This window comes from Neiella holothuriorum (genome assembly GCF_019457915.1).
Taxonomy (GTDB): Bacteria; Pseudomonadota; Gammaproteobacteria; order Enterobacterales; family Neiellaceae; genus Neiella; species Neiella holothuriorum.
This window is the reverse complement of record NZ_JAHZSS010000003.1, coordinates 170,752-183,928: the sequence shown is the minus strand read 5'-3', so window position 1 is coordinate 183,928 and position 13,177 is coordinate 170,752. Positions and strand designations below refer to the sequence as shown.

Sequence of the window (13,177 nt, the reverse complement as noted above, 5' to 3'; positions counted from 1 at the left end):
CCCGCCCACACGCCTTTGTCTAGCCTTTGGTTTGGCGCTGGTAAATATGCTCAACCAAGCATTGGCTGGCATCTTCAATCAGATCGAGCACCAATTCAAAACCGCGTTGGCCACCGTAATAAGGATCCGGCACTTCGCGGATTTTTTCTTGCTGCGAAAAGTCGAGCATCAAGATAACTTTGTGCGCCAATTCAGGCGATGGACACATAGCAATCAAGTCATCATAGTTGGCCTGATCCATTGGTAAAATTAAATCAAATTGATGGAAATCTTCAATCACCACACGGCGTGACCGAATATCAGCAAAGTTGTACCCTCGCGCCTCTGCCGCTTTCATGCTGCGCGGATCTGGTTTGTTGCCCACGTGGTAGCCAATCGTCCCGGCACTATCAATATGAAGCCGTAAGCCTTTTTGCTTGGCATGTTGTCGAAATACAGCTTCGGCTGTTGGTGAGCGACAAATGTTGCCCATGCAAACCATCAGCACTGATTTAATCTGGTCCGTTTTGTCCATTGGTTAACGTCCTTACAAAAAACTCCCACTGAGTGGGAGTTTATAGCAATACAAAATGAAACCCTAACGGCGGCTATTTAGCCGATTGCAACGCAGCAATACGCTTTTCAATCGGCGGGTGACTCATAAACAGCTCGGCCATGCTTGATTTGCCATTGATACAAAACGCAGCTAACTGACCTTCCATTTGCGGTTCATGACTATTGCTCAAACGTCTTAGTGCATTAATCATTGTTTGATTGCTGGTCAGGTAAGCGCCCCCGGCATCGGCAATGTATTCGCGACGGCGTGAGAACCACATCACAATGATGCTAGCCAGCAAGCCAAAGACGATTTCGAGAACAATCACAACACCCGTGTAGGCAAGCCAGCCTAGGCCTTGACCGTCGTCATTATTACGCGCTACCGCAGAGCTAATCGCTTGCGCAATCAAACGAGCGAGGAAGATAACAAAAGTATTCACCACGCCTTGAATGAGCGTCATGGTCACCATGTCACCATTGGCAACGTGGCTAACCTCGTGGCCGAGCACGGCTTCGACTTCGTCTTTATCCATTGACGTAAGCAACCCCGTTGAGACCGCCACCAATGAGTTATTTTTACTACGCCCGGTCGCAAAGGCATTCATGTCTGGCGAATCATAAATAGCAACTTCTGGCGTTGCGATGCCCGCGGTTTTCGCCTGACGCGTCACCGTTTCTAATAACCAGCGCTCTGCATCATTACGCGGTTGCTCGATGACATGCGCTCCGGTCGACCGTTTTGCCAGCCATTTGCTCATGTACAAGCTTACAAAAGCGCCACCAAAACCAAACACACCGGCCATCATTGCCAAGCCGGCGATGCCACGAGTATCTTGAATGCCGAACACTGCAAACAGCACATTTAGTACGATGCTAAACACCACCATTACGGCGATGTTAGTTAGAACAAATAAAGCAATACGCTTCATGGTTTCCTCATCCAGTCACAATTATTGTTATCTGAGTTATTAATTGGGGAGCTTGCAGCAAGTTTCAAGAGCGATTTCACGTGTTTTGAATCGAGCAGGCAGCGCTCCTTATGGTACGCTTGGCATTCTGCCAAAGTTTTCTGAATTTATTATGAACAACAAGCAACTGCTACTGCTCAGTGCTTCGCGCGCGAGTAACACGCCTTACCTTAGCCATGCCCTGCCGCTCATTGAGCCGCTGCTCGACAGCAGCATCCAGCGCATTGTGTTTATTCCTTATGCTGGCGTTACTATTACCCATAAGGACTACAGTCACATGGTGCAAAAAGCCTTAGCACCATTGGGCATCGAGATCCACAACATCGACGATTACGACAAACCGGATCAGGCCATTTTTGATGCCGATGCCGTGTTCGTTGGCGGCGGTAACACCTTTCGCTTACTCGAGCGTTTATATGCATTACAGCTTATAGAGCCGCTAAAGATCCGCGTTAATGAAGGCATGCCTTACGTTGGCTGGAGTGCCGGCTCCAATATTGCGGGGCCAACCATTTGCACGACCAATGACATGCCCATCATCGAGCCACCAAGCTTGAAGTCCCTTGGCTTTACGCCGTTTCAACTTAATCCCCATTACACCGAATGGAAGCCGGATGATCATAATGGCGAAACGCGCCTGCAGCGATTAACCGAATACCTTGCGTTAAGTCCTACCGAGCGCATCTTAGCCATGCCAGAAGGCAATGCTTTGAAGATTACTGGTGATACCGCCCAAATCCTTGGCGAACCAACTAGTTATTGGATCACGGTAGGTGGCATCAAAACCGAAATTAACAGCAATCAAGCGTTTAAACTCGCTCCATCAGCCTAAATTGATGTAACGGCAGCGAACGCCGGCAAACAAAGCACTCACGGCCACTGTGTTCACACTTCAGTGGCTAGCTTTGGACGCAGGCACAAGTCGGTGAAGCGTTCGTAGCCCGTAGCCAATGCAAAACAAGGTAATGACGGCAAATAGATTAATCGCCACATCAACGCCGGCCCAGTGCCAACTTAAAAGGAACTTAACCGGCGCACCAAACGCAAATCGCCAGCCGTCACCACTCACTTCAATAATTTGTGCACAGCACCAAAATGCGCCTATCCACAAGGCGCGATAACTTTTTTTAAACACAAACCAAGCCAGGGCAGTACTGATAGCAGTTTGCCCTAAAAAGATGACTGAGCTTAAAGACGGAAACTCAGCCAAAAAATAGCTCACAAACACCAACCCACCGGCCAAGCCGCCAAGGCAAAAAAGGGTAACCGTGGTTTTGGTGCCGACATTATGTTTTGCGAACATAAATAAAATTAAAGCGCATTACCGTTCAATTCGCGAGTCAACATTTGCGAATCATCAATACAGCTTAAACGCCTAACTGATCAATTAGGGTTGTTAAAGGCGCTGACTCAAAGCCGTTAACCCGTTGTTTAGGTGTGACCAAATCGCGGTAGGGTTAGGGTCTTTTAAATGCGGAACAATGCCTAAACATGGCGCATGCAGTAATGCGTTAAGCGAATCAATATTAGCCTGCTGATTCGCCATCGTCGGATCCACGCCGTTGCCAATCCAACCGGCTAGCTCACAACCATCACCATAAATGGCTTCAGCCGTTAACAGCGCGTGGTTTAAGCAACCCAGCTTAAGCCCGACTACCATAACCACGGGCCATTTGTTGTGGGCTGGCCATTTTGCCAACGTATCGCCCTGTAAGTTCAGCGGCAACCGCCAACCTCCGGCGCCTTCAACCAAACAAAAATCGGCGGGGTGAATCTGACGCAATTGTTGGAAGTGCTGGTCAATTTTAGCTAATTCAATTTCTTTGTTGTCTGCTGCGGCAGCAATATGTGGCGCAATGGGCGGTTCAAAACAAACAGGGTTAATGTCGCCAGCCGTTAAATCGGCGCTGCTTTGCTCCGCTAAACGTTGCGCATCTTCATTAATTAATTGGCCATTGTGCCAATCAGCACCTGCAGCAATAGGCTTGTAGCCCAGCACTTGTTTACCCATGGCGCGAGCACCATAAAGCCATGCTTGCGATATGGCCGTCTTGCCAGCATCGGTATCGGTGGCGGTTACAAACACAACCGTCATTTTGTGACGACTCCGTAATAGATTTGATAGGTGAGCGGTAGCCCTTCCTCAGTCCGAAAACGATCGTAGGCCTGCTGAAATTTTTGCCACAGCTGACGACCGATTAACCCTTGACGTTTACTGCCGATCACCGTGTTAGCGCCAACGTCTCGAATAGAGCCAAATAGCGCTCGAATATCTGGGTACCAAAAGGTATGTGGGCGAACCACACCAATGGCTTTTTGCAGGCGCGCATGATTTGCCGCTTTATCAATGTTGGCCACACTGGCAAAGCGATTCACGTGATCATAATCATCGACCTTTAACCAGGCTTTTTTCAATTGCCACAATGAACCTTCAGTAACACAGCTAAAGACCAAACTACCGCCAGGCTTAAGAACTCGCTGAGCTTCCTCAAACATGCTGTCTAAATCACTTACCCATTGCAGTGCTAGCGAGCTAAAGATCAAATCAACGCTGTTGTCGGCAAACGGCAGTTGTTGCGCATCGCCTTGCACAGCAACAACCTGATCATCAACCAAGCGGCATTGGCGTAACATCGCCGGACTTAAATCAACGGCAAATAAATGTTCGGTCAACGGCATTAAGGCAGGTACAAAGCTACCCGGCCCACAGCCTAAATCGACGGCAACCTTGGCATTTCGAACTGGGTTGTAGGCCAATAAATTACGCCCAACCTGTTGCTGCACCGTGGCCGCTTCATGATAACGTTTTGACGCTTTGGAAAAGCGTTTGGCGACTGAGGGTTGCACCTCAACTACTGTCATTGGTTTTGCTCCTGCGTTGTCTCTAGCGCGCGTGCAACGGCGGCAACGCATGTTTCAATATCTTGTTCTGTATGACTTGCACTAATAGTAATGCGCAGCCTTTCATCGCCCGCTTTAACCGTGGGAGCACGTATCGCACCGCAAGCGATACCGGCTTGCTGAAGTTGTGCGGCAACGGACGTCACCCGTTCAGCTCCAGCCACCAACACAGGTTGAATGGCCGTTTGAGAAGCCAATAGTGGTAACTGCGCGGCTTTAGCTAACTGACGGAATTGCTCAATGCGTGCAAGCAGTCGCTCGCGATGTTCAGGCTCGGCTGCCATACAATCAATCGCGGCACTAACGCCGGCAGCCAGCGCTGGCGGCAGCGACGTAGTGTAAATGTAATGGCGACAAAATTGCGTTAAATAATCAGCAATGTGTTGATCGCAGGCAATCATTGCGCCGCCCACGCCCAACGCCTTGCCAAACGTCGCCATGTATATATCAATCGAAGGCTCAACACTGGTCGCGCCCAAGCCTTCCTCACCAATCACGCCAATGCCGTGGGCGTCATCAACCATGAATAACGCATCATGTTGCTGGCTCGCTAAGGCTAGTTGGTTGAGCGGCGCTTTATCGCCATCCATCGAGAACACCGACTCTGTTACCAGCAATTTGCCGCTCGCTTGGCGCGATAGTTGGCGCTTTGCGCTGTTGACATCGTTATGACGGAAACGCGCACTAGTTGCAGCGCTGTGAAGCCCCGCGTCAATCAATGAGGCATGATTAAGTTTGTCTTGGACAATCAAATCACCTTGCTGCAACAGGCTCGTTAATACGCCTTGATTGGCTGAAAACCCCGAGCCAAACAACAGCACCCGCGGCTTACCCGTCAATTCAATCAAACGATCAACCAATGCTTGGTGGAGTGTGTGATAACCGGTGATTAAAGCCGAACCGCCGCTCCCTACCCCATACTGCTGCGCAGCATCGGCCACGGCTTGGCGAACCTTGGGGTGATTGGCTAAACCGAGGTAATCGTTCGAAGCAAAATTAAGCCAACGCTGATTTCCTGCCACAAGATAGCGCCCCTGCCCTTGCTGGCGCGGCGTAACGCTGCGCCAGCGGCCAGCACCGCGTTGGGTTGCCAGTTGTTGCTCAATGCGACTGAGTAAGCTCATCGATAGATAGGTCGTTATTAATGATAAACGAAGCGCTAGCTTCAATTTAATGGCCGCATTTGAGCGGCCAACAAAAGCAGATAATTAACCGCGTTATGCTTCGTAGAACATGCCGGCCGTTTGTTTGTCTTTGACGGCTTGTTCAATCACATATTGCTCAACTTCATCGCTATACCCCTTGGTCATCTCAGAGTTGATGCCGAGTCGTTTAAATAACGCTTTGTCGAAATCTTCATCGGGATTATCGGTAGTCAACAACTTACAGCCATAGAAGATGCTATTAGCGCCGGCAAAAAAGCACATCGCTTGCATTTGCTCATTCATTTCTTCTCGGCCAGCACTTAATCGAACAAACGATTTAGGCATCATGATGCGCGCCACTGCAATGGTACGAATAAACTCAAAATGATCAATTTCAGCCGCTTCATTTTCTGCCAACGGCGTACCGTCAACTTTGACTAACATGTTAATCGGCACACTGTCAGGTTGTTGATCAAGGTTGGCCAAAGCCATCAACAAACCGGAGCGATCATTGGCCGTTTCGCCCATCCCTACAATCCCGCCAGAACAAACGTTCATGCCCGCATCGCGCACATTATCTAGGGTGTTCAAACGATCTTGGTAGGTTCGCGTGGTGATGATTTCACCGTAAAACTCCGGCGAGGTATCTAAGTTATGGTTGTAGTAATCAAGACCGGCATCAGCCAAGGTTTGTGCTTGATCTTTGGTTAGCATGCCCAGCGTCATGCAAGTTTCTAGGCCCATTTCCTTTACACCTTCAATCATCTTGATGATGTACGGCATGTCACGGTCACGCGGGTTACGCCATGCGGCGCCCATACAGAAGCGAGAACTACCAGACTGTTTGGCTTCATTCGCTTTGTTCAAAACTTCTTGTACTTCCATCAACTTTTCAGTCTCAAGATCGGTATTGTGACGTGCACTCTGTGGGCAATAGCTGCAATCTTCAGGGCAAGCACCTGTCTTAATCGACAATAGCGTGCTGACTTGTACTTCATTAGGGTTAAAATGCTGGCGATGCACCGTCTGAGCTTGAAACAACAGATCATTAAATGGCATTTGAAACAAGGCGTTGACTTGCTCCAACGTCCAATCATTACGAATGGTACCAAACGAGGCTTGAGCGGCCATGGAAGCTTCCTTAAAGAGTTGCAATAGCTAGGTCTGATCGCTAGTCTAGCGACACGCCCTCCGCAGTCAACGGCAATTTAGCCCCTCACGTTAACTAGCGTTCAATTTATGACCAAACCAAAACAGCAACCAACGTCCGATACTGACATGCAGTTTGACCGCCAACACGTCTGGCATCCTTATTCTGCCGCTGATCCGCAAGTCGAAAACTACCCGGTGCGCAGCGCTTCTGGCTGTCAGATTGAATTAGCCGACGGAACCAAATTGATTGATGGTATGGCCAGTTGGTGGAGCGCAATCCATGGTTATAACGTGGCTGAAATAAATCACGCCATTGAACACCAAATTAGTCAGATGAGTCACGTGATGTTTGGTGGGCTGACACACCAACCCGCTATCGAACTGTGTAAAAAGCTCGTAGCGCTATCGCCAGAGCCAATGCAGCGCGTGTTTCTGTCCGACTCGGGCTCGGTCAGCGTCGAAGTGGCCATGAAAATGGCGCTCCAATATTGGCACGGTGCGCGGCAGCCTCAAAAATCTCGCTTCATAACAGTTCGCAACGGCTACCACGGCGACACTTTTGGCGCCATGTCGGTCTGCGATCCGGTTAATGGTATGCACAGTTTGTTTAGTGACGTTCTACCACAAGCCTTATTTCTACCGGCGCCACCACAAGGAATTGATGCGGCACTGAGTGATGACTGGCTAGTTGAGCTTGAGCAAGCCTTTATAAGCCATAGCGACAGCGTGGCAGCATTTATTATTGAGCCCGTGGTGCAAGGCGCCGGCGGCATGCGCTTTTACAACCCACAATATTTGCAGCACATTCGCCGTTTGTGCGATGAACATCAGGTATTGCTGATCACTGACGAAATTGCCACCGGCTTCGGCCGCACCGGCAAACTATTTGCCGTTGAACACGCCAACATCACCCCAGATATCATGTGTATTGGCAAAGCGCTAACTGGCGGTACCTTGTCTTTAGCGGCGACCTTGTGCAGCCATGATGTGGCACAAACCGTCTGCCAGTCGGCGGCTGGCGTATTCATGCACGGCCCTACCTTTATGGGCAACCCGTTAGCTTGTGCGGTTGCCAATGCCAGTATCGATTTGCTGCTTCGTTCGCCATGGCAGCAACGCGTTGCAGCCATAGAGTCACAATTACGAACACAACTAGCGCCTTGTGCCGATCTTGAAGGCGTGGCAGATGTTCGCGTGATGGGTGCAATTGGCGTCATCGAAATGCATCAGCCCATTGACGTGGCAGCGTTACAGGCCAACGTCATAGCAAACGGAGCTTGGATTCGGCCATTTGGTAAATTAGCTTATGTGATGCCGCCGTATGTCATCTCATCAGAGCAGTTAAGCCAGCTCACTGGCGCTATCCATAACGCCCTGGCTAAAAGCTAAACCCGCATAAAAAATGCACACTAAACTGCAATCTTATTCATTTGTGTGTTTTCAATTTTTACATCGAGTTAACCAATTGAATGCCTTCGCGAAGCTTGATGGCTAAGCCTTTTAATGGACTTTCGGGCTTCTAGATGCACTCAAGCTGATAGATCTAGCTCAACATAAGTTGTTTTTTTACTTGTGATACGAGTGAAAATCTGGTCTTGTACGCCATTCACTTAAAAGCGCATAAATATTCACAATGCATTCGGTCAAAGCCGAGCTTTTAGTCGAAAAATGTGCATAATGTGCGCGTGATCGTCAGCGGCAACATAATCAACCATAACAATCCGCTGAGATAAAATTGGAATTAGTAAATTTTCATTCGTGCTGCAGGCCGCTTGCTTAATAGGGTTAGCCCGCCACTGCATGATGAATTTTGGAAAGCAACTTGCTCCGCTCGAAGTACTTGGAGCAATTAACAGACGGGAACCACTATGACCCAACATAACGTTTCAACTGACGGCCTTTATCGCCCGGATTTTGAACACGATGCCTGTGGCATCGGCTTTGTTGCCAACTTAAAAGGCCAAAAGTCCCACGACATTATCGAAAACGCCCTGACCATGCTGACTTGCATGGAGCACCGAGGCGGTACCGGTTATGACGTTCGCTCGGGCGATGGTGCTGGTATTTTAATTCAAATTCCTCATGACTTCCTCGTTGAAGAAGTGAAGCCATTGGGTATTAAACTACCGGCCTTTGGTAATTACGGCGTGGGTATGATGTTCTTCCCACAAGACGAAAAAACGGCAACACAGTGCCGTAACGTCTTTGAAGATAGCGCCAAAAAACTAGGCTTAGAAGTTGTAGGTTACCGTCATGTACCTGGCGACAATTCAGGTCTGGGTCAGGCTTCTAAAAAAACTGAGCCGCGTATTGAGCAGGCTTTTATTGTTAAGCCCTACTCGCTCAACCAAAAAGAATTTCAACGTAAGCTATTTGTCTTGCGTAAATATGCTGCGCATTTAATTAACTCGACCATTTCGCGTGAAAAAGACGAGTTCTATATTGCTTCTTTGTCCAACAAGACTGTGGTTTACAAAGGGCAATTCACCACCGCGCAGGTGCGTGAATACTACTTAGATTTGCAAAACGACAAAGTGACATCGGCACTGGCCATGTTCCACTCTCGTTTCTCGACAAATACTTTCCCAGCTTGGCGTCGTGCCCAGCCATTCCGTTTCATGTCTCACAACGGTGAGATCAATACCGTAAAAGGTAACGTCAACTGGATGGCTGCCCGCGAAGCACTGTTTGACTCAGTAGCCTTCTCAAAAGAAGAGTTGGCCATGCTGTATCCGGTGTGTAACCGCGACAACTCAGACTCTGCCAACCTTGATATGACGGTTGAGCTGCTGGTTATGAGCGGTCGTCCACTGGCGCAAGTCATGATGATGCTGGTGCCAGAAGCATGGCAAACACAAGAAAACATGGATGCCGTTAAACGCGCGTTCTATGAATATTACGCCTGCATCATGGAGCCATGGGATGGTCCAGCGTCAGTCTCTTTCACTGATGGTGAAGTGATTGGTGCCACCCTTGACCGTAACGGTCTGCGTCCTTCTCGTTACCTCGTGACCAAAGATGACATGGTGGTCATGGGCTCTGAAACCGGCACCTTATGTGTTGATCCTGCGTCGGTCGTTAAAAAAGGTCGTTTGCAGCCGGGTAAAATCTTCATTGCTGACTTGAAACAAGGCCGCATCATTGCGGACGATGAAGTGAAAGCCGATATCTGCTCTCGCCAGCCTTACGGCGAATGGCTAGAGCAAAACAAGATCGTGCTTGATGATCTGCCAACACCAAGCACCGTTGAGCAGCAACCAGCATTGCTGCCGTTGCGTATGCGTCAGAAAGCCGCGGGCTACACCCACGAAGATCTCAACGTGATCCTCGCGCAAATGGTGAGCACGGCCAAAGAGCCACTCGGCGCCATGGGTGCAGATAACCCACTAGCCGTGTTATCTGACCGTCCACAACATTTATCTAACTACTTTAAGCAGTTGTTCGCACAGGTGACCAACCCACCAATCGATCCGATTCGGGAAGAAATGGTGATGTCGTTGCGCACTTATGTTGGTGCCAACAAAAACCTGTTGTCAGAAACACCAGAGCACTGCCACAAGATTGAAATCAAACAGCCTGTTTTATCAAACGAGCAGTTGATGAAGCTGAAGTTGGTTGATCACAACCACATGCAAGCCAAATCGCTCGATGCGCTGTTTAACGCCAGCGGCGATGCCGGTGAAATGGAAAAAGCCATCGACAAGCTTTGCCGTTACGCCAAAGACGCAGTGAATGATGGCTACAGCATTTTGATCTTAAGCGATCGCAATGCCAATACCGATCACGCAGCCATTCCTTCATTGTTGGCAACTGCGGCGGTTCACCACTACCTGATTAAAAACGGCCTGCGCGCTAAAGCTGACATCATTGTTGAAGCTGCAGACGCTCGTGAAACTCACCACTTTGCCACCTTGATTGGTTACGGCGCTTCTGCTGTAAACCCATACTTGGCGATTGAAACCCTTAATGAAATGCGTAACGAAGGTGTCATTGACCCTGAGTTAAGCGATTCGCAAGTGCTGAGCAAGTACATCAAAGCTGTTGGCTCTGGCTTGTTGAAAATCTTCTCGAAGATGGGTATTTCAACCTTGCAGTCATACCAAGGCGCACAAATCTTTGAAGCGCTGGGCGTTAACGCACAAGTGATTAAGCAATACTTCACAGGTACCGTTACCCGTATTCAAGGTGTTGGACTCGATGAAATCGCCGCTGAAGCGCTGAAAACGCACCGCGAAGGCTACCCAGCTGCCAACCGTATCGTCATTGACGATGTGCTGGCCACTGGTGGTGAATATGCATGGCGTCATGATGGTGAGCGTCACCTATTCAACCCAACAACGATTCGTTTGCTGCAGCACTCGACAGCTGACAATAACTACGATCAATTCAAAGAATACGCCAAAGAAGTTGATGATCAGTCTTCAGAAGCATTCACCTTGCGTGGCTTGCTGAACATTAAGTCCGATCGCCCTTCCATCGACATTAGCGAAGTAGAGCCGGCCGAAAACATCTTCAAGCGTTTCGCTACCGGTGCCATGTCGTTCGGCTCAATCTCGTGGGAAGCACACACCACCTTGGCAATTGCCATGAACCGTATTGGCGCTAAGTCCAACTCGGGTGAAGGTGGTGAGGATCCAATCCGCTTTAAACCGCTCGACAATGGCGACAGCATGAAGTCGCGCATTAAGCAGGTTGCTTCTGGTCGCTTTGGTGTGACCTCGCATTACTTGACGAATGCCGATGAAATCCAAATTAAAATGGCTCAAGGCGCTAAGCCTGGTGAAGGTGGTCAGCTGCCGGGCCATAAGGTTGACGCATGGATTGGCCGTACCCGTGGTTCAACACCGGGTGTAGGTCTGATTTCTCCACCGCCACACCACGACATTTACTCAATCGAAGATTTGGCTCAGCTGATCTACGACTTGAAAAATGCCAATCGCGACGCCCGTATCAATGTGAAATTGGTATCTGAAGCTGGCGTTGGCACCATTGCTGCCGGTGTTTGTAAAGGTTATGCCGATGTGGTCCTGATTGCCGGTTATGACGGTGGTACAGGTGCATCGCCGCTAAGCTCCATCAAGCACGCGGGTCTGCCGTGGGAGTTGGGTCTGGCTGAAACACACCAAACGCTGGTTAAAAACCGTCTGCGTAGCCGTATTACGGTTCAGGCTGATGGCCAGATGAAGACGCCGCGCGACCTCGCTGTAGCGACCCTGTTGGGCGCCGAGGAATGGGGGATCGCCACCGCTGCTTTGATTGTTGAAGGTTGTACCATGATGCGTAAGTGTCACTTGAACACTTGCCCTGTTGGTATTGCGACTCAAAACAAAGAGCTGCGCGAGCGTTACAACGGTAAAGTTGAGCACGTGGTGAATTTCTTCACCATGATGGTTCAAGGCCTACGTGAAATCATGGCTGAGCTAGGTTTCCGCAGCATTGAAGAAATGGTTGGCCAAACCCAATGTTTGGACGTTCGCCAAGATGTTGAACACTGGAAATTCAAGCACGTTGATCTGAAGCCGCTGCTGCACAAAGAAGAAGCCGCTGAAGGCGAAACGCTTTACAACAGCATCGCTCAAAAGCACTTGATCCACGACATTGTTGACCGCAAGCTCATTGAACAAGCGCAACCGGCCCTAGAGAGCGGCGAGCGTGTTGCCATTGAAATGCCAATCATCAACACCGACCGCTCTGTCGGCACCATGATTTCCAACGAAGTCAGTAAGAAATACGGCGCCGAAGGTTTGCCATACGACACCATTAGCGTGAAGTTCAATGGCTCTGCCGGTCAGAGTTTTGGTACCTTCGCAGCCGCTGGTGTTCGCTTTGAACTTGAAGGCGATGCCAACGATTACTTCGGTAAAGGTTTGTCCGGTGCCGAGCTGGTGGTTTACCCACCTAAAGTTTCACCATTCGAACCACGCAAGAACATTCTGATTGGTAACGTTGCCTTCTTTGGCGGCACATCAGGTGAAGCCTTCATCCGCGGTATTGCCGGCGAACGTTTCTGCGTTCGTAACTCAGGCGTAACCGCTGTTGTTGAAGGTGTGGGCGACCATGGTTGTGAATACATGACCGGTGGTAAAGCCATTATCTTGGGTGAAACCGGCCGTAACTTCGCTGCAGGTATGAGTGGTGGTGAAGCTTATGTGCTTGATGTGAACGGCGACTTCGCCAGCAAGTGCAACATGGAAATGGTGCAGCTCGAGAAGCTAGAAGATAGCGAAGACATTGCTAGCCTGAAAGCGTTGATTGAGAAACATCAAAAGCACACCGATTCAGACGTAGCCGCCGATCTGCTTGCAGATTGGGACGCAGCTATCGCCAAATTCGTTAAAGTCATGCCAGTTGATTTCAAACAGATGCAAGAGTACATGAAGCAAGCTCGCGCATCGGGCAAATATGACACTGACAATGACGTTGCCGCCGCTGCATTTGATATGCACATGGCCGCATTAGCGAAGTAAGGAGGAG

General features: G+C 49.5%; 10 protein-coding genes. 3 read left to right on the top strand and 7 right to left on the bottom strand.

The genetic code is table 11. The features are described from left to right. Positions 1-19: 19 nt before the first annotated feature. On the bottom strand, positions 20-514 hold the full coding sequence (locus tag K0504_RS04370) for a low molecular weight protein-tyrosine-phosphatase (protein WP_220102942.1): 495 nt from the start codon (positions 512-514) through the stop codon (positions 20-22). 73 nt (positions 515-587) lie between these two features. Next, on the bottom strand, positions 588-1,466 hold the full coding sequence (htpX, locus tag K0504_RS04365; RefSeq protein ID WP_220102941.1) for a protease HtpX: 879 nt from the start codon (positions 1,464-1,466) through the stop codon (positions 588-590). A 151-nt stretch (positions 1,467-1,617) separates the two neighbouring features. On the opposite strand from htpX, the gene pepE reads away from it, so the two are divergent. Next, positions 1,618-2,337, top strand: coding sequence for a dipeptidase PepE (gene pepE / locus K0504_RS04360; RefSeq protein ID WP_220102940.1), 720 nt, complete (start codon positions 1,618-1,620; stop codon positions 2,335-2,337). 60 nt (positions 2,338-2,397) lie between these two features. Here pepE and K0504_RS04355 read toward each other — a convergent pair whose 3' ends face one another. From K0504_RS04355 to bioB, 5 genes are all read right to left on the bottom strand, one after another. Beyond that, the gene (locus tag K0504_RS04355; RefSeq protein ID WP_220102939.1) at positions 2,398-2,640 is read right to left on the bottom strand and encodes a hypothetical protein; all 243 of its coding nucleotides are present in this window, start codon (positions 2,638-2,640) and stop codon (positions 2,398-2,400) included. A gap of 261 nt (positions 2,641-2,901) precedes the next feature. Continuing rightward, positions 2,902-3,600 carry a dethiobiotin synthase gene (gene bioD, locus K0504_RS04350; RefSeq protein ID WP_220102938.1) on the bottom strand — a complete coding sequence of 233 codons (699 nt, stop codon included), beginning with the start codon at positions 3,598-3,600 and terminating at the stop codon, positions 2,902-2,904. Next, positions 3,597-4,367, bottom strand: a complete 771-nt coding sequence (gene bioC, locus K0504_RS04345) for a malonyl-ACP O-methyltransferase BioC (RefSeq protein ID WP_220102937.1) — start codon at positions 4,365-4,367, stop codon at positions 3,597-3,599. The genes bioD and bioC overlap by 4 nt, the downstream gene beginning before the upstream one ends. Next, positions 4,364-5,530, bottom strand: coding sequence for an aminotransferase class I/II-fold pyridoxal phosphate-dependent enzyme (locus K0504_RS04340; protein WP_220102936.1), 1,167 nt, complete (start codon positions 5,528-5,530; stop codon positions 4,364-4,366). The genes bioC and K0504_RS04340 overlap by 4 nt, the downstream gene beginning before the upstream one ends. Positions 5,531-5,623: 93 nt before the next feature. Further along, positions 5,624-6,682, bottom strand: a complete 1,059-nt coding sequence (gene bioB, locus K0504_RS04335) for a biotin synthase BioB (protein WP_220102935.1) — start codon at positions 6,680-6,682, stop codon at positions 5,624-5,626. 108 nt (positions 6,683-6,790) lie between these two features. Between bioB and bioA the strand changes: the two genes are divergently transcribed. Then, complete coding sequence (gene bioA, locus K0504_RS04330; protein WP_220102934.1) at positions 6,791-8,092, top strand: adenosylmethionine--8-amino-7-oxononanoate transaminase; 1,302 nt, start codon at positions 6,791-6,793, stop codon at positions 8,090-8,092. A gap of 479 nt (positions 8,093-8,571) precedes the next feature. After that, positions 8,572-13,170, top strand: coding sequence for a glutamate synthase large subunit (gene gltB / locus K0504_RS04325; protein WP_220102933.1), 4,599 nt, complete (start codon positions 8,572-8,574; stop codon positions 13,168-13,170). Positions 13,171-13,177 lie beyond the last annotated feature (7 nt).

Coding starts and splice junctions, on each gene's coding strand:
- K0504_RS04370 (WP_220102942.1), bottom strand. CDS start 514: ATGGACAAAACGGACCAGATTAAATCAGTGCTGATGGTTTGCATGGGC.
- bioA (WP_220102934.1), top strand. CDS start 6,791: ATGACCAAACCAAAACAGCAACCAACGTCCGATACTGACATGCAGTTT.
- gltB (WP_220102933.1), top strand. CDS start 8,572: ATGACCCAACATAACGTTTCAACTGACGGCCTTTATCGCCCGGATTTT.
- bioB (WP_220102935.1), bottom strand. CDS start 6,682: ATGGCCGCTCAAGCCTCGTTTGGTACCATTCGTAATGATTGGACGTTG.
- htpX (WP_220102941.1), bottom strand. CDS start 1,466: ATGAAGCGTATTGCTTTATTTGTTCTAACTAACATCGCCGTAATGGTG.
- bioC (WP_220102937.1), bottom strand. CDS start 4,367: ATGACAGTAGTTGAGGTGCAACCCTCAGTCGCCAAACGCTTTTCCAAA.
- K0504_RS04340 (WP_220102936.1), bottom strand. CDS start 5,530: ATGAGCTTACTCAGTCGCATTGAGCAACAACTGGCAACCCAACGCGGT.
- bioD (WP_220102938.1), bottom strand. CDS start 3,600: ATGACGGTTGTGTTTGTAACCGCCACCGATACCGATGCTGGCAAGACG.
- pepE (WP_220102940.1), top strand. CDS start 1,618: ATGAACAACAAGCAACTGCTACTGCTCAGTGCTTCGCGCGCGAGTAAC.